Raw genomic sequence first — 22,412 nt, forward strand, 5'->3', positions numbered from 1 at the left:
GCTCAGTCACCAGCTACGTGAACCCACAAAAGCACAGTGCAGGCGGTGTGCTTTTGTGGGTTGGGGTAGCTGGGAGCAAGCAACTGCCATTCACACCAGCGAGTCCCGCCACGCCTTGTGGAGTTGGGCGAACTTGCCTGCACCGGAGATCAGCTCATCCGGCGTGCCGTCCTCGATGATGCGCCCGGAGTCCATGACGAGGACACGGTCGGCGATCTCCACGGTCGACAGCCGGTGGGCAATGATGATCGCGGTTCGGCCTTCGAGGACTGTCGCCAGCGCCTTCTGCACCAGCCGTTCGGAGGGGATGTCGAGGTGGGCGGTCGCCTCGTCGAGGACGACGATGTCCGGGTTCGCCAAGAACACGCGGGCGAAGGACACAAGCTGGCGCTGTCCCGAACTCAGCCGGCCGCCGCGCTTCTTCACATCCGTCTCGTAGCCCTCGGGCAGATTGCGGATATAGGGGTCGAGGCCGACGGCCACAGCAGCGGCGAGGACCTCGTCATCACCGGCATCGGGATTGCCGATGCGAATATTGTCAGCGATCGTGCCCGCGAACAGGAACGACTCCTGGGTGACCATGACCACGCTCTGACGCAGCTGAGCATCGTCGAGATCACGCAGATCCACCTCGTCGATGGTGATCCGACCTTCACTGGGATCGTAGAACCGCGTGACCAACTTGACCAAGGTCGACTTGCCCGCGCCTGTGGCGCCCACGAGGGCCACGATCTCTCCCGCTGGGATGCGCAGGTCGAACCGGGGGAGGACATCGGGACCGTCGCCGTAGGAGAAGCGGACATGGTTGAGATCGATCGAGCGCCCGCTGGGCTTCGAAGCCAGCTCCTCCGCCGCCGAGGTGGTGCCTGAGGTCTGGTGGGCACTGTGAGCAGGCAGGGCCTTCGGACTCGTCGGTGCCACCACCTCGGGGTCGGTGTCGAGGACGGCGGCCATCTTCTCCAGCGCCGCCGAGGCGGACTGATAGAGGTTGAATGACTGAACCAGTTCATCAAGTGGACCGTAGAACCGGCGCAGGTAGAGGATGAACGCTGCGAGCACGCCGATCTGAGTCCAATCCTCGATGACGAGCCACGCGCCGACGATGATGATGACCGTCTGCGTGACATTGCCGACCAGCCGAGTCCAGCCCGCGAACCAGGCCACGCCGCGCAGAGCATCGGTGTTGGCGTCGCGGTACTGGGTGTCCTCGTCCTTGAGGGTGCCGCGGCGATCGGGCTGCCGGCGGTAGGCCTGAACAGCACGGATCCCGCCCATGGTCTCGACGAAGTGGACGATGACCTTGGCGATCGAGGTCCGAGTCCGACGGTAGGCGTTGCGCTGTGATGTGTGGGCGGACTTGGTGATGAAGAACAGCGGAATGAACCCGAGGAAGACCACGATGGCCAGGGGCACGTCGAGGACGATGAGAGTGACGGCGATGAACGTCATCTCGAACAGGGCCAGCGCCGTGTCGAAGAGCGAGTAGGTGAGGAACTGCTGCACCGACTCCATGTCAGAGGTCTGCCGCGACACCAGCCGACCCGAGGTCGACCGCTCGTGATACCCCAGGTCGAGGCGTTGGATGTGATTGAACAGCCGGGAGCGGAGAGTGTAGACGACCTTCTGGGCGGTGATGCCGACCAGCCTCGTCGAGGCGAAAGCGAGCACCGCCGAGGCGATGGCAGAGATGACGAATGCCGATACGGCCCGAATCAGCGGTCCCGGATCGCCTTCGACAGCTTTCGGGACACCATTGTCGAGCGCATCGGCGATGAAGATCGGACCGATGACGAGGAACAGTGCGGTGAGCACGACGATGACGAACAGGAAGATCGCCATCGGCAGATGCGGGCGGACCAGTGAGAGCAGCAGCGCACGGGCCTTCTTCGCGATGTCCGGCGGAAGCTGCTCGACCTCGTCCTCATTGAGGCGTGGAATGCTCATCGAGTGCCCCCTTCCGCCGAGTGCTCCGCTGCCGAGTGCTCCGCCGCCGAATGCTCAGACGCCGCGGATGCGCTCTGTGTGCGCGCGGTCGTGGCAGTCGCCGCGCCCATGAGCTCACGGTAGAGCGGTGAGGATCCCAGCAGCTCGTCATGGGTGCCCAGCGCGACGATGCGGCCCTCGTCGAGGACGGCAACGGCATCGGCCAGCGCCGAGGTGGACGGACGGTGGGCGATGATCAGCGTCGTCGAATCGGGCAGGATCTCCCGCAGCGCCCGTTGTACCCGATCCTCGGTATCGACGTCGACCGCGGACAGCGGGTCGTCGAGGACGAGGATGCGGGGCGCACCGATCACCGCACGCGCCAAGGCCAGGCGCTGCCGCTGCCCACCGGACAGAGACAGGCCCTGCTCGCCGACCTGCGTATCCAATCCCTCCGGCAGTCGCTCGACGAAGTCCTTCGCAGCCGTGATCTCCAAGGCCTGCCAGATCGCGTCGTCGTCGACCCCGGGCGCACCCATGCTCACATTCTCAGCCACCGAGGTGGAGAACAGGATCGGGTCCTCGAAGGACACGGACACCAGGTTGCGCACCTCGTTGACGGGCAGATCGCGAATATCGGTGCCGTCCACGCGCACGGAACCGCCGGTGACGTCCTGCAGGCGTGGGACGAGGGAGGCCAGAGTCGTCTTCCCCGACCCGGTCGCACCGACGATGGCAAGGGTCTGGCCCGGCTCGATATGCAGATTGAGGTTCGTCAGGGTCTCACGGTCGGTGTCGGCGAAGTGGAAGGAGACGTCCTCGAAATCCAGCTCACCCTTGTAGCGACCTACATCGGGGGCATCTTCGATCCGACCGTCGGCGTCGGTGATGTCGTGCCGGATGTCGATGACCTCCCAGTACCTGGCCGCGGCGGTCAGGGCCATGAGGGCATCGGCGAGGAGGAAGCCGAGCATTTCGATCGGCATCCGCATCACCATCGAGATGGTCACGCCGGCGACGACGGTGCCGATCGTCGTCCACCCCTGCACGACGCCCCAGGTGCCCACCGCCACGATGGCGGCCTGGGCGAGTGTGGGCAGAAGGATCAGCACACTCCAGAACCAGGAGTCGAGCTTCGCCTTGCGCACTTCGATGCTCTGGAACTTCCGTGACAGCAGGGAGAACCGCTGTGCCGCCCAGGGGGAGCGGCCGAAGGACTTGAGGATCCGGATCCCCTGAATCGACTCCTCGACCTCGGTGGTGATCTCACCGACGGTGTCCTGGGAGAGCCGGGAGGCCTCTCGGTACCGCTTCTCGAAGACGGTGACCGTCGCAATCGTCGGTACGGCCATGATCAGCATGATCAGACCGAAGACCGGATGCAGGAAGGTGAGGATGATGGTGCCGATGATGATGATCAGCGGGGTCGTCACGAGGAAGGGGATCCCGAAGGCGAAGAACCGTCGCAGCTGGGAGAGATCATTGATCGCGCGCGAGAGCAGTTGTCCTGATTCCCACGAATCGTGGATGGCCACCGAGGTGTACTGGAGTCGGTCGAAGAGACGTGATCGCCAGGTGATCTCCCACTGGGCGACGACCGGAGCGACGAGGAGTCTGCGACCCCACAGTGCCACCGCCTCGGCGATGCCGATGACGAGGACCCCGAGCACGGGCAGCCACAGACCCGAGAGATCACGGTGGGCGATGGGGCCGTCGATGATGTGACCGGTGATCAGGGGGATGATCAGTTGGATGCCGTTGGCCAGGAGTGTGAGGGCGAGTACAGCGATGTACACGCCGATGCGAGAACGCAGATCGGGCCAGAAACGTAAGAGGGGACGCACCTTTGAGAGCCTAGTCGGGGCGCGTGTCGTAGTCCATGGTTCTCACAATCGAACCTTCCCTTGCTCCGTGGGCGGCTTGATAGCCGCGATTGCGGACCCCGGCCTTCGGTCTCACCCTTCAGTCGACGTCAGTCCCAAATTTCGAGACGATCCATTGCGACGTTTGACACGCTTATTGCCAGCGGTGAACTATTGAGCCATGACTCACCTTCTTGTCGTCGTTATTACTCAGCGCGCGGATCTTCCGTAGCCTGTCAACACGACACGTTCCGCGCGCCCCTACCGAAACCGGAGGGGCTTTTTTCATGCGGAGACAAGATGGATCACTAGGAAGGATACGAAACGATGGCAGCCACGCCCTCGGCCCAGTCAGCGGGAACTGGCACTGCGCCCAGCCCAGCCCCGGTGACCGCGACCCCGTCAAGCATTCGACGCAACTCGACCCCTGAGGTCCTCACCGGAGCACAGGCGATCGTCCGCAGCCTCGAGCTCCTCGAAGTCGAGACGGTCTTCGGCCTTCCCGGCGGCACCATCCTTCCGACCTACGACCCGCTGTTCGAGACCGATAAGATCCGCCACATCCTCGTTCGCCACGAACAGGGAGCCGGGCACGCGGCCGAAGGCTATGCCGCAGCATCGGGCAAGCTGGGCGTGTGCATCGCAACCTCGGGTCCGGGTGCGACGAACCTCATCACAGCGCTCGCCGACGCCCATATGGATTCCGTCCCGATCATGGCCATCACCGGTCAGCAGAGCTCGAAGCTGCTGGGCACCGACGCCTTCCAGGAGGCCGACATCGTGGGAATGACGATGCCGGTGACCAAGCACAGCTTCCTCGTGACCAAGCCCGAGGACATTCCCTCGGCGATCCTCAACGCCCATCACATCGCGACCACTGGCCGGCCGGGCCCGGTCCTCGTCGACGTCACCAAAGACGCACAGACGGGCACCGCTCCCTTCGTCTGGCCCGAGGAGCCGCAGCTGCCCGGGTACCGTCCCATCCTCAAGCCGCATGCGAAGCAGATCCGCGAAGCCGTCCGGCTCATCTCGGATGCCCAGCGCCCCGTGTTCTACATCGGCGGCGGTGTCATCCGCTCCCAGGCGGAGAAGGAGCTGCTCAAGCTCGCCGAGGCGACCAACATTCCCGTGGCTACGACCCTGATGGCCCGTGGTGCGTTCCCCGATTCGCACCAACTGCACCTGGGAATGCCGGGTATGCACGGCAGCGTGCCTGCTGTGACCGCCCTCCAGAAGTCCGACCTCCTCATCACCATCGGCGCCAGGTTCGATGACCGAGTCACCGGCAACCTCGATTCCTTCGCCCCGAACGCGCAGGTCATCCACGCCGATATCGACCCGGCGGAGATCGGGAAGAATCGTGACGTCGACGTCGCCATCGTCGGTGATGCCCGCGAGGTGCTTGCGGAGATGCTCACCGAGATGCGCGGCAAGTTCCCCAAGGCTCTCGAGCGTCAGCGCGAGCCCTGGTGGCGCTTCCTCAATCGCCTCAAGACGACCTACCCGCTGGGCTATGACACACAGGATGAACTCTGCGATCCGCAGTATGTGATCTCGCGGATCTCGGCCCTGACCGGACCCGAGGCGGTCTACGCGGCCGGTGTCGGCCAGCACCAGATGTGGGCCGCTCAGTTCGTCGAGTTCGAGCGTCCCAAGTCATGGCTGAACTCCGGAGGGCTTGGCACCATGGGTTACTCGGTACCCGCAGCGATGGGGGCGAAGGTCGCCGAACCGGACCGGGTGGTCTGGGCCATCGACGGCGACGGATGCTTCCAGATGACTAACCAGGAACTCGCGACCTGCGCGCTCAACGACATCCCGATCAAGGTCGCGATCATCAACAACTCGTCACTGGGCATGGTTCGTCAGTGGCAGACCCTGTTCTATGACGGCCGGTACTCCAACACCGATCTCAACACCGGCCATGAGACGATCCGGATCCCCGACTTCGTCAAACTCGCCGAGGCCTATGGCTGCCTGGCCCTGCGCGTGGACAGCAACGACGACGTCGATGCTGCGATCAAGACGGCGCTGGAGACCAACGACCGTCCCGTGGTCCTCGACTTCACGGTCCCACCGGACGCCATGGTGTGGCCGATGGTCGCCGCCGGAGTCTCCAACGACGAGATCGAATACGCACGCGGCATTCGCCCCGAGTTCGACGGCGAAGGCGACGAGCAGGCCGAGAACCAGATCGCGGACGCAGGCACGGAAGAAGACGGCACGGTTCGCTCCGTGGCACAGATCGAAGGAGGCCTGGAATGAACAACCGGCACACACTCTCAGTCCTGGTCGAGAACAAGCCCGGCGTGCTCACTCGCTTCACCGGCCTCATCGCCCGCCGCGGCTTCAACATCCACAGCCTCGCAGTGGGCGTGACCGAACACGATGAGCTCTCGCGAATCACGGTCGTCGTCGACGTCAAGGACGTGCCGCTGGAGCAGGTGACCAAGCAGCTCAACAAGCTGGTCAACGTGATCAAGATCGTCGAGCTCGAACCGGCCACCTCGGTGCGACGAGCCCACATCATCTACAAGGTCAAGGCCAACGCCACCACCCGTCCGCAGGTCGCTGCGGCAGTGGAGATGTTCCGTGCGAAGATCGTCGACGTGGGTCCCGACTCCGTCAGCGTCGAAGCCACCGGCGAGCTGGGCAAGGTCGAGGCCCTGCGCGAAGTCCTCGAGCCGTTCGGGATCAAGGAGATCGTCCAATCGGGCACCGTGGCCATCGGCCGCGGATCGAAGTCGATCACCGACCGCGCTCTGCGCAACTGAACCTGTGACACTGCGCAGCTGAACCCTGCGCAGCTGACGTCCTCACGTTCCACTTCGTGGAACGTGAACCATCTCAACAAGTGAACAGCAGTACCGAACTGTGAAACAATGGGGGCGTACCCCAAACCTCTGAAGGAGCAAGAGAACTATGGCAGCAGAACGCTATTACGACGACAACGCAGATCTGTCCGTCATCCAGGGCAAGAAGGTCGCCGTCATCGGCTACGGCAGCCAGGGCCACGCGCACTCACTGAGCCTGCGAGATTCCGGTGTCGAGGTCCGCATCGGCCTCAAGGAAGGCTCCGCCAGCCGCGACAAGGCCGCAGCCGAAGGCCTCGAGGTCGGCACCCCGGCCGAGGTCTCCGAATGGGCCGACCTCGTTGTGATCCTCGCTCCTGACCAGGTTCAGGCCGAGATCTACAATGCTGAGATCGCGCCTAACCTGTCGCCCGGCAACGCTCTGCTCTTCGCCCACGGCTTCAACATCCGCTTCGACTACATCCAGCCGCCAGAGGGCGTCGACGTCATCATGGTCGCACCCAAGGGGCCCGGACACGTTGTGCGTCGCGAATACGTCGATGGACGCGGCGTCCCTGTTCTCGTGGCCGTCGAAGCAGACGCCACCGGCAGCGCCTGGGAGCTCGTGCTCTCCTATGCCAAGGGCATCGGCGGACTGCGTGCAGGTGGCATCAAGACCACCTTCACGGAGGAGACCGAGTCGGATCTCTTCGGCGAGCAGACCGTACTCTGCGGCGGCACCTCCCACCTCGTGCAGTACGGCTTCGAGGTCCTGACCGAAGCCGGCTACCAGCCGGAGATCGCCTACTTCGAGGTTCTCCACGAGCTCAAGCTCATCGTCGATCTCATGGTCGAGGGCGGAATCGCCAAGCAGCGTTGGTCGATCTCCGACACCGCTGAGTACGGCGACTACGTCTCCGGACCTCGCGTCATCACCCCGGACGTGAAGAAGAACATGGAAGCCGTCCTCGCGGACATCCAGAACGGCAAGTTCGCCGAGCGCTTCATGAACGACCAGAAGAACGGTGCGGCCGAGTTCAAGGAACTGCGCTCGAAGGAAGAGACGCACCCGATCGAGACCACAGGCCGCGAACTGCGCAAGATGTTCGCGTGGCTCAAGGATTCCGATGACGACTACACCGAGGGCACTGCCGCTCGCTGATCGTCACACCACGAAGCCCCGGAAGGCCGCTTGGCCTCCGGGGCTTCGTCGTACCCGCTCCAGACGGAACACGACTATGCCACTGCTCGAAGCGACTATTTCCACTCATTGGGGACCCGCAATCCTGGTGATGTGAATTACTGTTGGAATCGTGACGAATTACAGGTTCGAGAACTTCAAGCCCGCCTTCGACGAGTCCACCGGCGCCCCCGATGAACGTACGCAGGGATACTTCGCGTCGACGAGTGTGGGGTTCCACGACGCCCGGTCCACCGATGATGCGCTGAAGAACCGTGTCGAGCGCGCCATCGCCGACGGGCGGAATCTCACCGCCGTCTACGCGAAGCAGGAATACGAACACGCCCTCGACGCCAGCGTTCCCGTGGCGACCTTCGCGTGGTTTGAGAAGCTGGTCAACGTGGGCGGCGGGCGTCTGGTGCCCGGTCACCTGATCACATGGGTGACAGTGCGCCCGACGCATCGCCGACGCGGACTGCTGCGGTCACTGATGACGAGCGACCTCGCCGAGGCGAAGGCCGACGGATACCCGTTCGCCGCACTGACAGCGACCGAAGGTGGGATCTACTCCCGCTTCGGCTTCGGCGTCGCCACCTGGGCCCACTCCATCGAGGTCGACACCTCACCCGGTTTCAAAATGGTCCACGAACCCGATCGTCGAGTCGAGATGTGTCTGCCCAGCGAACTGCGCGAACTGGCCCCGAGGATCTACGGGGAGTTTATGCGCACCTCCCCGGGTGCGATGGAACGCCAGCAGACCTACATCGAGCGCGCCACCGGTGCATTGAACACCGATACAGGCGAAGCCGACCGCGGTGTGCGTGCCGCCCTGCACTTCAACGAGCAGGGAGAGCCCGACGGCTACGTGTCCTATAAGTTCGCCGGCTGGTCGAAGAATCCGCCGACGATCGATCTCATCGACTTCGTCGCGGTCACCGACGCCGCCTATGCCTCACTCTGGTCGTTCCTGGCTGCCATCGATCTGTCGACGAGAGTGACATTCGGAGAGTCCGCCGAGGACTCGCCGCTGCCCTGGCTGCTCACCGACTCCCGCCGCGTTCGAACCGTGTCCACGGAGGACAACATCTGGATCCGGATCCTCGATGTCAAGGCGGCACTCGAAGCCAGGCCCTGGTACGTGCCCGGCACATTGGTACTCGAGATCGACGACTCACTCGATCTGGCTGGCGGTCGCTACACGATCACCTCCGACGGTGAGAACGCCGTCGTCGAAACCGCCCCCGATTCGGCCTCTGCCGATCTGAGCATGGGCATCGCGGAACTCGGCTCCCTCTACTTCGGCGGCGCCGACCCCGTCATCCTCGCCCGCGCAGGACGCATCGACGAGAACGTGCCGGGTGCTGCCGTACGTGCCAGCTCGATGTTCAACCTGGGCCGGATGCCGTACTCACCCAACGGGTTCTGAACTCACTCAACGGTTTCTGAGACTCACACCTGAGTGAGCGGAGACTCCCTTCCCAGAGTTTGAGACTTTGTGAAAGCATTCACAAAGTCTCATAAGATGGACGCGTCCCGGACGCAACAGGAGGAACTCAGTGCCCAAGCCCATCGTGCTCATCGCCGAAAATCTGTCACCGGCCACCATCGATGCCCTCGGAGGCGACTTCGAGATCCGTCACACCGAAGGTGCTGACCGCTCTCAGCTCCTCAGCGACATCGTCGATGCCGATGCGATCCTCGTCCGCTCCGCCACTCAGGTCGATGCCGAGGCGATCGGTGCGGCGAAGGGTCTCAAGGTCATCGCCCGTGCCGGCGTCGGACTCGACAATGTCGACGTCCCGGCGGCCACCTCGGCGGGTGTCATGGTCGTCAACGCTCCGACCTCGAACATCATCTCCGCGGCGGAGCTGACCATGGCCCACATCCTCGGGTCCGCACGCTACTTCGGTGCCGGCAACACCTCGCTCAAGGCGGGGGAGTGGAAGCGTTCGAAGTACACGGGCGTGGAGCTCTACGAGAAGACTCTGGGCATCGTCGGACTCGGTCGCATCGGCGGTCTCGTGGCCGAGCGTGCGAAGGCATTCGGCATGCGTCTGGTCGGCTACGACCCCTACATCACACAGGCTCGCGCCGCACAGATGGGCGTCGAGGTCGTCGACCTGCCCGGGCTCTTGGCCGTGTCCGACTTCGTCACCGTCCACATGCCCAAGACCCCGGAGACGATCGGCATGATCAGCACCGAGGAATTCAAGATCGCGAAGTCCGGCGCTCGGTTCATCAATGTGGCCCGCGGCGGCATCATCGACGAGGACGCCCTCGCCGAGGCGATCGCCGTAGGTGAGGTCGGCGGCGCCGGCATCGACGTGTGGAACACCGAACCTCCGGAGCACTCGGCGCTGATGGAACTCGACGCCGTCAACGTCACGCCCCACCTCGGCGCATCGACCGCTGAAGCACAGGAGAAGGCCGGCGTCGCCGTGGCCAAGTCCGTGCGCAAGGCCCTGGCCGGAGAACTCGTTCCCGACGCGGTCAACGTTGCCGGCGGAGCCATCCACGAGGACGTGCGCCCGGGCATTCCCCTGGCCGAACGACTCGGCCGAGTCGTCAACTCGCTGGCGAACTCCTCTGTCACTCACTTCAAGGTCGAGGTCAACGGCGAGATCGCAGACAAGGACGTGTCCGTCCTCAAGCTCTCCGCGCTCAAGGGCCTGTTCAAGGACGTCGTGTCCGATCAGGTCTCCTACGTCAACGCACCGCTGCTGGCCGAGGAGCGTGGCATCGGGGTCGAACTCGTCACCGATCCGTACTGCGAATCCTTCCGCAATGTCACGCGGCTGACCGCGACGACGAGCGAAGGGCAGCGGATCTCGGTCTCGGGCACCGTGACCGGTCCGAAGCTCGTGCAGAAGCTCACCGAGGTCAACGACTTCGACCTGGAGATCGAGCTCACCGACAACCTGCTCATCTTCCGTTATGAGGATCGTCCCGGCATCATCGGTCAGCTGGGCCAGGCTCTCGGCGCCAACGACATCAACATCGCCGGCATGCAGGTCTCGCCTTCGGCGACCGACAACGATGCACTCTCCGTGCTGGCAGTCGACTCGGCGGTATCCGAGGAAGTCGTCAAGGCAGTGGCCGGAGCCGTCAACGCATCAGCGTTCAGCGGAGTCTCACTGAGCGAGGACTGAACTCCACCGGAAACAGCAGATCGAAGAAGGACCCGTTCACCTCTGACGATGAGGTGAACGGGTCCTGATCGTCACCCAGGTCCAGAGCTCGTCGGCGAGCACTGCAGCCGAGATGCCGATGAGGGCTCCGGCGATCGTGTCGGAGAGCCAGTGCACCTGCAGCGCTGTGCGCGACCACATCATCAGCAGGATCCACGCGAAGGCCAGGACCATCGACCAGTGGAACCGCAGGCGCACCGGTTCGAGCGGGGCAGTGATCTCGGCCGGAGCGGCTGCGGTTTCGGTGGGGACAGTCTCGGTGTCAGTAGGGACAGGCTCGGTCTTGTTCTCCGGTGGGATCGCCAATGGGGCGACTGCACCTACCTCGGCCAGACGCAGCATATGCGCACGGGAGGCAATGAATGCCAGCCCCAAGGCCAGTGCGGCCGCGCCCATGGAATGGCCCGAAGGATAGGAATAGCCCAGGGAGTCATAGAGCTGCTCACTGGGGCGGACCCGAGTGACCACGGCCTTGAGCAGCTCGGATAGGACGATTCCCATGAGCATGGTGGTCACGAGGACGCCCGCCGAGCGGAATCGTCGCAGGAGGATGAAGATCGCGGCCAGCAGGCCGGTGCAGATCACGGCCCCCGTACCCCCGCCCACCTCGGCGAGGATGACCGCCAGCCAGTACCCGGAGGTGTCGGGCTCAAGGCCGACGAGATTCAGCCAGTCCTGGTCAACGGTCGTGGGCCCGGAGACATCGACCCTCAGCCACAGGCCGAAGGCAACGACGAGGAGGACCGCCGGCAGGGTGGACCACAGAATCCACGAGGGTTGACGGACCGACACTATTGAGGGCTCGGACTCAGACTCAAGATCAGGCTCAGGCGTTCCAGAGTCCGTAGGTCGATGCCAGTGACGCAATCTTCTTCGCGCGGGCCAGGCGTGGCAGGTATGAGCCGTCCGTGATCTCGGAGCCGCCCTCGGCAGCCTCGAGAAGCTGGCGGGCCCAGTCGCGCTCGTCTTCGCTCGGGCTCATCGATTCGTTGAGCGTCACGACCTGATCGACGTTGAGCACGAGCTTTCCGGTCATGCCCATCATGTGGGTGACCTCGGCGTCCTGGCTGACCTGTTCATCGGTGGCCGTCGCTGCGGAGGGTCCGTCGATCGCGCCGGGAAGACCGCCCATACGCGAGGCGATTGTCAGTCGTGAGCGGGCATAGGCCAGTGCCATCGGATCGCCGGAGAAGCCGGTGTCCTTGCGGAAGTCGTTCGTTCCGAAGGCAAGACGAAATGTGCCCGGCGCCTCGGCGATCTTGGTCGCGTTCTCCACACCCATCGCAGATTCGAGCAGAGCGATGACCGGGAGTCCTGCCTTCGCACGCATCGCGGTGTAGGAGACCTGCTCGGGACGTTCTGTCTCGGGCAGCATCACTCCGCGCAGGCCGGGGAGCATGGCGATGGAGGCAAGGTCGTCGTCCCAGAACTCGGAGTCCATCTTGTTGATCCGGACCCATGCGGACATGCCGCCTTCAAGCGCACGTACGACATTGTCGCGGGCGGCGAGCTTCTTGTCGTCGGAGACCGAGGCCTCGAGGTCGAAGATGACGGAATCCGATTCGGAGATCTGCGCCTCGGTGAAGATCTCCTCCTTGGCCGCGTTGACCAACAGCCAGGAGCGGGAGAGCTTGGCGGGAAGTGCGGCGGCACGGGCGTTGCGGATCGTTTCTGTCAATGATCGACTTTCTCTGGGGTTTCGGGGTGTTCCTCCCATCTTCGACGCTCGGGCCGCGGAATTGTAGTCGGGAACGAAGTTTGAGACATGAAATTGTGGATCACGGGATTCACCGACCCCGGCAGCCGAGATGTGTCCGAATAGTAGGACGATCAAGTTGCATGCTGAGATGAGTTCTAGTCTGAGTCCATGAAGTTTTCAATTGCAGTCATGCCCGGCGACGGTATCGGCAACGAGGTCGTCCCCGAAGGCCTCAAGGTCCTCAAGCGCGCCATCGAGGTGTCCGGCGAACCCGTGGAACTCGATCTCACGGACTATGAAGTCGGTGCCAAGCGCTGGCACGAGACCGGCGAGACACTCACGGACGACGAGCTGGAATCGCTGCGTTCCCACGATGCCATCTTCTTCGGCGCCTGCGGTGACCCAAGTGTGCCGTCGGGTGTGCTCGAGCGAGGTGTGATCCTCAAGATGCGCTTCGGCCTGAGCCACGCAGTCAACCTGCGTCCCTCGAAGCTCTTCGCTGGAGTCACCAGCCCGTTGGCCGACCCCGGCGAGATCGACTTCGTCGTCGTCCGCGAAGGCACCGAAGGCTCCTACACCGGAATGGGCGGCTCGGTGCGCACCGATACTCCCTACGAGGTCGCGACCGAGGTCTCGATCAACACCTGGTACGGCGTGGAGCGGGCAGTCCGTGATGCGTTCGAACGTGCACAGGCCAGGAACAAGAAGCTCACCTACGTCCACAAGCACAACGTCATGGTCCACGCGGGTCACCTGTGGCGTCGCGTCGTCGAGAAGGTCGGCGCAGAATACCCAGAGGTGACATTCAACTACGAGCACACGGACGCGTGCACGATCTACATGGTCACCGACCCCGGCCGCTATGACGTGATCGTCACCGACAACCTCTTCGGTGACATCCTCACCGACCTCGCCGCGGCTGTCACCGGCGGCATCGGTCTGGCCGCCTCGGGCAACCTCAACGTCGAAGGCACGGGACCGAGCCTGTTCGAGCCCATCCACGGATCGGCACCGGACATCGCCGGACAGCAGATCGCCGATCCGACCGCTTCGATCCTCTCCGGTGCGCTCATGGCCTCGCACCTGGGGCTCGATGTCGTGGCGAAGTCGATCGAGACCGCTGTCGAAGCCGATCTGGCCGACCGCGACGGAACCAAGCGATCCACCGCCGAGGTGGGCGACGCGATCGCTGCTCGCCTGAGCTGACAGGGCCTGCAGGGACCGAGGTTGGGCACGACCACCTCGGCGCGGCGAGAGCCGACTGGACGATTCGTGAGCCATCACCCCGGTGCGACGCGCACCGGGGTGATGGACTACCCTGACAGTGTCACTCATCACAAATGAGAAAAGAGTTCTTATGACTAACTTTGCCGTTCTCAAGAATGTCCAGCCGCAACCCGAGCTGGTGCGCGAGAACATCAAGAAGGACCCCGGATTCGGGCTCTACTTCACCGACCACATGGCCCATGTCAGGTACACCCTTGACGATGGATGGCACGCTCACGAGGTGAAGCCGTACGGCCCGCTGGTGCTCGATCCTGCGTCTGCAGTGTTCCACTACGCGCAGGAGATCTTCGAAGGTATGAAGGTCTACCGCCACGCAGACGGCTCCGTCTGGACCTTCCGTCCCGAGCGCAACGCCGCGCGCATCAACAAGTCCGCCGAGCGTCTTGCGCTGCCGCAGATCTCGGAATCCGACTTCATCGAATCGATCAAGGCGCTGGTCTCACTCGATCAGCAGTGGGTTCCCACCCCTGAATCCGAAGCCGACGAATCGAGCCTGTACCTGCGCCCCTTCATGATCGCCACCGAACGGTTCCTCGGCGTGCGCTCCAGCCATGAGGTCGACTACTACGTCATCGCCAGCCCCGCCGGGCCCTACTTCTCCGGCGGCATCAAGCCCGTCTCGATCTGGCTGTCGCAGAACTTCAACCGCGCCGGCGCCGGCGGCACCGGATTCGCCAAGTGCGGCGGCAACTACGCGGGCTCGCTGGCGGCGCAGAACGAAGCTGCAGCCCAGGGCTGCCAGCAGGTGCTGTTCACCGATGCGGCAGAGAACAAATACGTCGATGAGCTCGGCGGAATGAACCTCATGCTCGTGACCAAGGATGGCCGCCTGCTCACCCCGGAGCTCGGTGATTCCATCCTCGACGGTGTCACTCGCCGGTCCCTGCTCGACCTCGCCCCGCAGCTGGGCCTGAAGCCGGAAGAGCGCAAGATCTCCGTCGAAGAATGGCGTAAGGGAGCTGCCAATGGCGACATCGTCGAAGCCTTCGCCTGTGGCACCGCCGCAGTCGTGACTCCGATCGGCCGTGTCATCGGCACCGAATCCACGATCGACCACGGTGAAGAGCCTGGTGAGAAGACCATGGAGTTCCGTAAGACTCTGCTCGACATCCAGTACGGTCGCGCCGAGGACAAGAACAACTGGATGGTTCGTCTGGCCTGAAGTCTGGGGGCTGCTCAGACGAGGCGGCTCGGGTCGTCCTACATTGAGAGGGTCGGGTGCTGCGATTTCGATCGCGGCACCCGGCCCTTTTGAGCTGCAACAGGACTTTTTGATGTGGCATGCGAATTTCGACAGAACGGACGCTGGGGTTCAAGGAGGCATGGCTCGGCTGGCGTGACACAGTCGACGTGGCTCGGTCTGCTCGACACAGTCAACGTGGCTCGGCAGGCGTGGTTCAGAAGGTGGACATGGTTCAGATGGTGTGGCGAATCCGCGAGAGCACGCGAGCTACCGAAGCCGCGTCGACGAGGTCGGAGTCGGTGAGGCCGCCGACCAGGCGATCGGCTGCGATTCCGCGGCTCAGGTCCTCCGCCGCGCCGCCCGAACGGAGTTAGACAGCCGCGAGCGGAGAAGCAGAGACTCCCTCCAAGGGAGTGTCGGTCGACCGGATGCGGAATGCCGTTCTCAACATGAATATTCCGCTGGCCAGAAGGAGCCAGGTGAGCGGGAGGACACAGACCCCGAGGACGACGTCGCGTCCTGCCCCCAGTGCGATCAGCAGGGTGGCAATAGCGATGCCGCCGAGGACTGTGAGACCGCCCAGCACGAAGTCTCGGCGAAAATAGCTGCGCTGTCCGATCCTCTTCGACAGGCGAACAACACCTGCCCGGCCCATCACGACTCGAACCACGCCACTGCGATCGGCGACGAACTGCATCAACGACGCTGCACCCCAACGAGTGAAGACGATTGTCACCGCAGTGCCGAGGACGATTGAGACCGGGATGATCCAGAGCAGTGAACTTGGCTCAGGTAGGAGCAGCAGCGCGATTCCCAGCCACAGGGCCATGCCGACGACGAAGATTCCGCAGGCGCTGACGCTGAGCCGAACCCGCCTGGGTGTGGTTCCCGTTGCAAGTGCATTGACGATAGCCGACGAAGGCGGGACTCCGTTGCGGAACATGGGCTGTGCCCTCCTGTTGGTCGAGTCCTCCTGGGGATCCGTTGGCTGGAATTCTACAGAGTCGCGCAAACGCCTCCGACTTCCATCGGACTGGATCCAAGCGCGCAGACAAGATGCAGGCAATTTTACTCACAAATGCGTTAAAGAGGTATTGTGGCCTCGTGTCTACTGCAACCTCGGCGTCTACGCCGACCGCTTCCGAAGTCGTCGCCAACCTTCCGTGGCGGTGGCGAACCCAAGGTGCCATCTTCATCATCGGCGGCCTCGGGTTCATGTTCGACGCTTGGGACGTCGCCCTCAACGGGTTCCTCATCCCACTGCTCAGTGACTACTGGAACCTGAGCGTAGGCCAGGCCGCCTGGATCGCTACGGCCAACCTCATCGGCATGGCGTTGGGTGCCTTCATCTGGGGCGGCATCGCTGATGTCATCGGCCGCAAGAAGGCCTTCACACTCACACTCCTCGTGTTTTCGATCTTCACCGTCGCTGGAGCCTTCTCTCCTGCGTTCAGCTGGTTCATCCTCTTCCGATTCCTCGCTGGATTCGGGCTCGGCGGATGCATCCCCGTCGACTATGCCCTCGTCGGAGAATTCACCCCCAAGAAGCACCGTGGTCGGGTCCTGACCGCAATGGACGGTTGGTGGCCGATCGGCGCCTCGCTGTGCGCCTTCGTCTCTGCAACGCTGCTGGACGTGGGGGATTGGCGCCTCATCATGCTTGTCATGATCGTGCCCGCGCTGCTGACGGTTGCCGTGCGTTTCGGAATTCCCGAATCCCCCCTCTACCTTGCTTCCGTCGGACGGTACGCCGAAGCCGACGCCATCATCTCCCGGCTCGTTGAGCGCACCGGCGCCGAGGTGACGACGTGGACCCACGATGTCCCCACCGCGGGCGCGACCGACGCTTCCGGTGCCAGCGGCACGACCGCGCCCCAGGCCACCGACACGACCGCGGCCCGGGCCACCGACACGACCGCGGCCCAGGCCACCGGCACGGGCGACGTAACCGGCGCGGCCCAGGCGCCGGTGAAGACATCGGACTCGGCTGGAACGGTGACTTCCGTCAACAAACAGCTTCGTGCAGCCAGCGGCCAGCTGGTCCAGCTCTGGCAGTACTCGGCGAAGACGACTCTCGTCTCCTGGTCGCTGTTCGTGTCCGTTCTCCTTGTCTACTACGCGGCACTGACGTGGCTGCCGGGCATCCTGAAGAAGCAGGGCATGGGCGATCAAGCAGCATTCATGGTCACCGGGTCGATGACCGCAGTGGGCATCCTCGGCGTCATCGTCTCGGCTCTGATCGTCGAACGTGTGGGCCGAAAATGGGTGCTCGGCGTGACCTCGATCGTCTCCGCCCTCCTCTTGGTCGGCGCTGCAGTGTTCATCGAGGCCTCAGGCTCAGAGCTGACCTTCGCCGCTAAGGCCAGCATCATCGGATTCGGGTTCGTCGTGCAGATCGCGATTCCCACTCTCTACACCTACGTGTCGGAGTTGTACCCGACTCGGCTGCGAGGTTCGGGGTTCGGCTGGGCATCTGCCGCCTCACGCATTGCAACCGGTATCGCTCCGCTGGTCTTCGGTGCATTCATGTGGCCAGTCCTCGGACTGACAGTGACCTTCATCCTCACGGGACTGCTCGTGATCGTGGCCGTGGTCCTGATGGGACTGCTTTCGCGCGAGACCACGGGCGAAGCGCTCGATTGAGGTTCTCATCGCTTGGCTTCACCTCTGACCTGGGTTGACACTGATCGGAAATCTCGTGTCAGGACCGACCGCTACTGTGATTGATATGGAAGCGGAGTCGGTTTCAGACGTGATCACCGAGATTCATCGGTGGCGCGAAGTGCTGTCCGATCTGCCGCCAGCGCAGACGGAGGACGAAGCGATCGACAGAATCACTGCGTTGGAAGAACTGACCTCAGTGAGTGCGGCAGCTCAGGCAAGAGAGACGCTGACATTCGACATGCACCGTCGGAATCGTGAAGCCGAAGAAGGAATGTCGCGCCGCAGACAGGGCAAGGGCCTCGGTGCCGAGATCGGGTTGGCTCTGAAGGTCTCACGGGCCAGAGGCAGCAAACTGCTCGGCTTCGCGAGGTCCCTGTTGATGGATCTGCCGAAGACCTATGCCTCCTTGAAGAGCGGAGACATCTCAGAGGAGAAGGCGCGAGTTGTTGCGAAGGAGACCGATTGGCTCCCCAGGGGCAAGCGTCACCAGGTCGATGATCGGATGGCCGACCGCCTCGCCGAGGTGGGTGTCGGTCGGCTGGGCAACGAGGTTCGCGCACTGGCTCAGCAGCTCGACCAGAAAGCAGCCGTCGAACACCTCGACAGATGTGTGGAAGAACGTGCCGTCACTGTGCGTCCTGCACCAGGAAACATGGCGTATCTGACAGCGCTCCTGCCCCTGTCACAGGCGGTGGCGGCGTATTCCAACCTGTCGAGATCGGCACAGTCCATCGTCGGGACAGGACTGTCCGAAGGGCGAACTCAAGGACAGGTCATGGCCGATCTCTTGGTCGAGAGAACCACGGGCCAAGACAGTGCTGAGGCTATTCCTACCGAAGTCCACGTGGTGATGAATGAGAACAGCCTCTTCGACCCAGGCGAGACTCCAGCCTGGTTTCCCGGCTTCGGCCCGATTCCGGCAAAGACGGCACGCGAATTCATCGCCCAGAACGAAGCTTCAGTCTTCATCCGCAGGTTGTACACGCGTCCGTCCGACGGACAGCTGGTACGAATGGACTCGAAGCGACGTGAGTTCTCCGGACTGCTTCGACGCATGGTGGTCATCCGCGATGACGTCTGCCGATCACCGTGGTGCGATGCCCAGATCAAACACGCGGACCACTCGCAGGCATTCGCCGCGGGTGGTGAGACCGACTGGGACAATGCATCGGGACTGTGCGCTGCCTGCAACTTCCTCAAGGAGCTGCCAGGTTGGCGACACGAGGCCACAGCAGAAGAGTTGGTCGTCCGGACTCCCACAGGGCACAGATATCCGATCGGCACCAGACCGCTCGGGACCCCGACGAGGAATTCCAGTGAGCTTCCCCGCTCCAATCTCGCCAACGAACCGACATCGAATGAAGCCAGCAACCCCAACACCTTCACAGTGAGGATTCCTCCATTTCGAAAGGTCGAAGCGCCGAGGCTTGAGGGAAGATTCGAATCCCTCAAGGTAGATATGTGGCACCGTCGTGAAGAGCCGCCGAGCGAGGTGGAGATGTGCCTTGTCGGACAACTGGCCGAATTCGTCTCTGCAGTCTGATGCACCAGGCTCTCGGCACTCTGATGCACCCGGCAGAGCATCATGTCCTCGGCCGCGCAGCGAGAATTCCCTCTGAGTTCAACTGCGCGACTGCCGACGTGGCTAGGCTGGGAGCATGGACGAATATGCCGAGTGTGAGGTTCTCGGAACTTCACCTGCAGAGCTCAACGTCGAACTCGTGTGGGGTCTACCAGGTGGGCTGGGCCAAAGCTGGGAACCCGTCGGCTCCGCAGCCGGAATCCCGGGAATGCTGCCTCCTCCCCACGAGGTCGAAGAACTCTACGCAACGGCGGCAGCCGAACCGCCTTTGAGCGAAGATCCGACGCACGCGTCACTGTTCGCAAACCTCTACGACCTCTCGGTCCGAAATGGTCAGGTCCTCGTCGTGGCAGGGCGATCCGACGGGCGCTTACGATCGATCGCCTACGGACATTTCTGGTCGTGGCTGGAACAGGATTACGACTGGGCACATGAGCTCCGCTCGGCTCTCGGAGACGCCGCTCAGACAATCGAATGGTCTTTCGCGCTCAACCTGTTGGCACGTGACCCAAATCTGCGCAGTTCTGGTCTCGGACGGGCCACTCTGCAGACGTGGCTGGCCGGAATCAGCGGATACAGCTGCTGGCTGCAGACAAGTGACATCGACAGCCCCGCCCGCCGACTCTATGAGAGCCTCGGATTCTTCACGCTCGGTCATGGGCCGCTGGCACCCAACGGCAATCCGGGGCTGGTGATGTTCAGGCCAGCAGCCTGAGCCGAACCGTTCACTAGAATGGTGGCATGCGCAAAGAAGCTCCGGCAGACAATCAGAAGACCGAAACCTCCACCACGGCCGCAGAGCCGCAGAGCACGGAGTCGCAGAACACTGCCCCGATGCCACACGACGAGAACCTGTGGCTCGAAGACATCCACGGTGACGAGCCGATGGACTGGGTCAGGGACCAGAACGCGAAGACCATCTCCCGGTTCCAGGACGACCTGTTTGACTCCATCGCCGGAGACATTCGGACGGCGTTGGACTCCGAGGGCAAGATCCCGATGGTGGCCAAACGCGGTGAGTACTACTTCAACTTCTGGCGTGACTCCAAGAATCCCAAAGGCATGTGGAGACGAACCACATGGGACAGCTACGTCTCAGATTCCCCCGAGTGGGAGATCCTCATCGACCTCGACGAACTCGGCGCAGCGGAGGAGACGCCGTGGGTATGGGCCGGAGCCTCGGTGCGTCGTTCGGACGATTCCCGAGCACTCGTCTCACTGTCTCCCGACGGTGGCGACGCCCACCGGGTGCGCGAATTCGACTTGGTGACCAAGACCTTCGTCGACGGCGGCTTCGATCTGCCCTCGGCAAAGACTCGCTTCGCGTGGTTGGACGATGACACGATCATCGTCGCCACCGATACCGGCGAAGACTCACTGACCACATCGTCCTATCCGCGACAGGCTCGTGTCCTCACGCGCGGACAGGCCATCTCCGATGCCCCGATCGTGGCCGAAGTTCCCCACGACCATGTCGCCATCTTCGTGGGCAGCGATGTGGGAGCGGCAGCAGCCGACGCGGTCGACCGAGCGTTCGCCATCGATGCCATCGACTTCTTCAATACGCAGCTCAGCTTCATCGACCTCGACGCAGTCACCGATGAGTCGGGGCCCGTCTCAACCGTCGCCTCGGCGTGGGAGAACAACTGGACCGTCGTCGAGGTGCCGACCGATGTGGAAGTCGGGTTGGAAAGGGACAACGTCCTCTTCCGTCCCCAATCTGAGTGGATTCACGAGGATTACTCGGTCCCGGCCGGAGGTCTGGCCGTCGCTGACATCGCCGAGGTGAAGGCCGGGACAATCGCACCGACCGTCATCTTCACCCCGGATGAGCACACGTCCCTGCAGTCATGGACGTGGACACGGGACTACCTGATCCTCGAGCTGCTGACCGACGTGCAGTCGCAACTGAGCGTTCTTGACCCGAACGACGACTTCTCGTCGTCCTCCCTGCCAGGACTCCCCGCCAATCACATGGTCGGGTTGGGAGCCGTCGACAAACATGATGACGCGAGCGCCAACGACTATTGGCTGGTGAGCACGGGGTTTCTGACTCCATCGACCCTGTCGTACGGGAGCCTGGAATCGTCGAAGGGTGACAGTGAGCCCGTCGTCATCAAGTCGGCTCCAGCACTCTTTCCCAGCGACGGGTTCAGCGTCGAACAGCACTTCACCACCAGCGAGGACGGGACGAAGATCCCCTACTTCCAGATCGCCGACAGCACGCTGGTCCTCGATGGGAGCAATCCGACCCTCCTGGACGGTTACGGCGGATTCGAAGTCAGCCGGACTCCGGCGTACTCCCCGGTGATGGGCATCGGCTGGTTGGGTCGCACGACGACCGGAACCCGACACGATCCCGCCGATCAACATACCGATGAGACCGCCGAGGCACCGATTCCCGCAGGACGTCGTGGGGTCTATGTCCTCGCCAACATCCGCGGCGGTGGAGAATACGGGCCGCGGTGGCACACCTCGGCGATGCGGGAGAACCGGATGCGAGCCTATGAGGACTACGCCGCCGTCGCCCGAGACCTCATCACCCGTGGGGTGACGAACCCGTCGAGCTTGGCCTGCGCCGGCGGATCCAACGGTGGGCTGCTGGTGGGGAACATGCTCACACAGCACCCCGAGCTCTTCGGTGCGATTTCGTGCGGAGTGCCTCTTCTGGACATGCGCCGCTACACCAAACTCAGCGCCGGCTATTCGTGGAAGGCCGAATACGGTGACCCCGATGTGGCCGAGGACTGGGCGTTCATCCAGAAGTTCTCGCCCTACCATCTGCTCGAAGACGGCACAGACTATCCGCCCGTGCTGTTCTGGACGGCGACCTCTGATGATCGTGTGGGACCAGTGCAGGCACGCAAGATGGCTGCGCGGATGCAGAATCGCGGCATCTCGGATGTGTGGTTCTTCGAAGACACGGAAGGCGGACACTCAGCGGCATCGGACAACAGACAGGCGGCATTCACCCGAGCCCTGAGCTACCGGTTCCTGTGGAACTCACTGACCGGAGAGTGAGCAAGTTCATAGCCTCGAAGAAGCCCCCGAG

Annotated in this window: 16 protein-coding genes; 11 read left to right on the plus strand and 5 right to left on the minus strand. The window is 63.2% G+C overall.

The genetic code is table 11. The annotated features are described in order from the left end of the window. Window positions 1–90 precede the first annotated feature (90 nt). Window positions 91–1,944 carry an ABC transporter ATP-binding protein gene (locus HU144_RS09725; RefSeq protein WP_235351187.1) on the minus strand — a complete coding sequence of 618 codons (1,854 nt, stop codon included), beginning with the start codon at window positions 1,942–1,944 and terminating at the stop codon, window positions 91–93. Beyond that, window positions 1,941–3,767 carry an ABC transporter ATP-binding protein gene (locus tag HU144_RS09730; protein ID WP_235351188.1) on the minus strand — a complete coding sequence of 609 codons (1,827 nt, stop codon included), beginning with the start codon at window positions 3,765–3,767 and terminating at the stop codon, window positions 1,941–1,943. Before HU144_RS09730 ends, HU144_RS09725 begins: the two co-directional genes overlap by 4 nt. Before the next feature lie 345 nt (window positions 3,768–4,112). Between HU144_RS09730 and HU144_RS09735 the strand changes: the two genes are divergently transcribed. The 5 genes from HU144_RS09735 (at window position 4,113) to serA (ending at window position 10,906) form a co-directional block, all read left to right on the plus strand. Continuing rightward, the gene (locus tag HU144_RS09735) at window positions 4,113–6,050 is read left to right on the plus strand and encodes an acetolactate synthase large subunit (protein WP_235351189.1); all 1,938 of its coding nucleotides are present in this window, start codon (window positions 4,113–4,115) and stop codon (window positions 6,048–6,050) included. Next, the gene (gene ilvN, locus HU144_RS09740; protein WP_198397014.1) at window positions 6,047–6,559 is read left to right on the plus strand and encodes an acetolactate synthase small subunit; all 513 of its coding nucleotides are present in this window, start codon (window positions 6,047–6,049) and stop codon (window positions 6,557–6,559) included. The genes HU144_RS09735 and ilvN overlap by 4 nt, the downstream gene beginning before the upstream one ends. 148 nt (window positions 6,560–6,707) lie before the next feature. Next, a complete protein-coding gene (ilvC, locus tag HU144_RS09745) occupies window positions 6,708–7,739 on the plus strand; it encodes a ketol-acid reductoisomerase (protein WP_143922433.1) in 1,032 nt (343 codons plus the stop codon). 151 nt (window positions 7,740–7,890) lie between these two features. Next, window positions 7,891–9,183 carry a GNAT family N-acetyltransferase gene (locus HU144_RS09750; RefSeq protein ID WP_235351190.1) on the plus strand — a complete coding sequence of 431 codons (1,293 nt, stop codon included), beginning with the start codon at window positions 7,891–7,893 and terminating at the stop codon, window positions 9,181–9,183. A gap of 130 nt (window positions 9,184–9,313) precedes the next feature. Then, window positions 9,314–10,906 (plus strand): phosphoglycerate dehydrogenase, encoded by a 1,593-nt coding sequence (gene serA, locus HU144_RS09755; RefSeq protein ID WP_235351191.1) that lies wholly within the window; start codon window positions 9,314–9,316, stop codon window positions 10,904–10,906. Between the two features lie 36 nt (window positions 10,907–10,942). Here serA and HU144_RS09760 read toward each other — a convergent pair whose 3' ends face one another. Both HU144_RS09760 and HU144_RS09765 read right to left on the minus strand, forming a co-directional pair. Then, on the minus strand, window positions 10,943–11,737 hold the full coding sequence (locus HU144_RS09760) for a phosphatase PAP2 family protein (RefSeq protein ID WP_235351192.1): 795 nt from the start codon (window positions 11,735–11,737) through the stop codon (window positions 10,943–10,945). A gap of 34 nt (window positions 11,738–11,771) precedes the next feature. Continuing rightward, the gene (locus HU144_RS09765) at window positions 11,772–12,623 is read right to left on the minus strand and encodes an HpcH/HpaI aldolase/citrate lyase family protein (protein WP_235351193.1); all 852 of its coding nucleotides are present in this window, start codon (window positions 12,621–12,623) and stop codon (window positions 11,772–11,774) included. 189 nt (window positions 12,624–12,812) lie between these two features. On the opposite strand from HU144_RS09765, the gene HU144_RS09770 reads away from it, so the two are divergent. Further along, window positions 12,813–13,850, plus strand: coding sequence for a 3-isopropylmalate dehydrogenase (locus HU144_RS09770; protein ID WP_235351194.1), 1,038 nt, complete (start codon window positions 12,813–12,815; stop codon window positions 13,848–13,850). Window positions 13,851–14,001: 151 nt separating this feature from the next. Beyond that, window positions 14,002–15,093 (plus strand): branched-chain amino acid aminotransferase, encoded by a 1,092-nt coding sequence (locus HU144_RS09775; RefSeq protein WP_235351195.1) that lies wholly within the window; start codon window positions 14,002–14,004, stop codon window positions 15,091–15,093. A 391-nt stretch (window positions 15,094–15,484) separates the two neighbouring features. On the opposite strand, the gene HU144_RS09780 is transcribed toward HU144_RS09775, so the two are convergent. Next, the gene (locus HU144_RS09780) at window positions 15,485–16,057 is read right to left on the minus strand and encodes a hypothetical protein (protein ID WP_235351196.1); all 573 of its coding nucleotides are present in this window, start codon (window positions 16,055–16,057) and stop codon (window positions 15,485–15,487) included. A gap of 161 nt (window positions 16,058–16,218) precedes the next feature. Here HU144_RS09780 and HU144_RS09785 point away from each other — a divergent pair, with 161 nt between their 5' ends. From HU144_RS09785 to HU144_RS09800, 4 genes are all read left to right on the plus strand, one after another. Further along, window positions 16,219–17,757, plus strand: coding sequence for an MFS transporter (locus tag HU144_RS09785; protein ID WP_235351197.1), 1,539 nt, complete (start codon window positions 16,219–16,221; stop codon window positions 17,755–17,757). A gap of 85 nt (window positions 17,758–17,842) precedes the next feature. Then, a complete protein-coding gene (locus tag HU144_RS09790) occupies window positions 17,843–19,321 on the plus strand; it encodes an HNH endonuclease (RefSeq protein ID WP_235351198.1) in 1,479 nt (492 codons plus the stop codon). 115 nt (window positions 19,322–19,436) lie between these two features. Then, window positions 19,437–20,075 (plus strand): GNAT family N-acetyltransferase, encoded by a 639-nt coding sequence (locus HU144_RS09795; protein WP_235351199.1) that lies wholly within the window; start codon window positions 19,437–19,439, stop codon window positions 20,073–20,075. 26 nt (window positions 20,076–20,101) lie between these two features. Then, window positions 20,102–22,381 carry a prolyl oligopeptidase family serine peptidase gene (locus tag HU144_RS09800; protein ID WP_235351200.1) on the plus strand — a complete coding sequence of 760 codons (2,280 nt, stop codon included), beginning with the start codon at window positions 20,102–20,104 and terminating at the stop codon, window positions 22,379–22,381. The last annotated feature ends 31 nt before the right edge of the window (window positions 22,382–22,412 follow it).

The organism is Brevibacterium sp. UCMA 11752, from assembly GCF_021532235.1.
Taxonomy (GTDB): domain Bacteria; phylum Actinomycetota; class Actinomycetes; order Actinomycetales; family Brevibacteriaceae; genus Brevibacterium; species Brevibacterium antiquum.

Excerpts from the sequence above, each read along its gene's own strand:
- ilvN (WP_198397014.1), top strand. The coding sequence starts at position 6,047 with ATGAACAACCGGCACACACTCTCAGTCCTGGTCGAGAACAAGCCCGGC.
- HU144_RS09780 (WP_235351196.1), bottom strand. The coding sequence starts at position 16,057 with ATGTTCCGCAACGGAGTCCCGCCTTCGTCGGCTATCGTCAATGCACTT.
- HU144_RS09770 (WP_235351194.1), top strand. The coding sequence starts at position 12,813 with ATGAAGTTTTCAATTGCAGTCATGCCCGGCGACGGTATCGGCAACGAG.
- HU144_RS09800 (WP_235351200.1), top strand. The coding sequence starts at position 20,102 with ATGCGCAAAGAAGCTCCGGCAGACAATCAGAAGACCGAAACCTCCACC.
- HU144_RS09790 (WP_235351198.1), top strand. The coding sequence starts at position 17,843 with ATGGAAGCGGAGTCGGTTTCAGACGTGATCACCGAGATTCATCGGTGG.
- HU144_RS09735 (WP_235351189.1), top strand. The coding sequence starts at position 4,113 with ATGGCAGCCACGCCCTCGGCCCAGTCAGCGGGAACTGGCACTGCGCCC.
- HU144_RS09775 (WP_235351195.1), top strand. The coding sequence starts at position 14,002 with ATGACTAACTTTGCCGTTCTCAAGAATGTCCAGCCGCAACCCGAGCTG.
- HU144_RS09725 (WP_235351187.1), bottom strand. The coding sequence starts at position 1,944 with ATGAGCATTCCACGCCTCAATGAGGACGAGGTCGAGCAGCTTCCGCCG.
- HU144_RS09795 (WP_235351199.1), top strand. The coding sequence starts at position 19,437 with ATGGACGAATATGCCGAGTGTGAGGTTCTCGGAACTTCACCTGCAGAG.
- ilvC (WP_143922433.1), top strand. The coding sequence starts at position 6,708 with ATGGCAGCAGAACGCTATTACGACGACAACGCAGATCTGTCCGTCATC.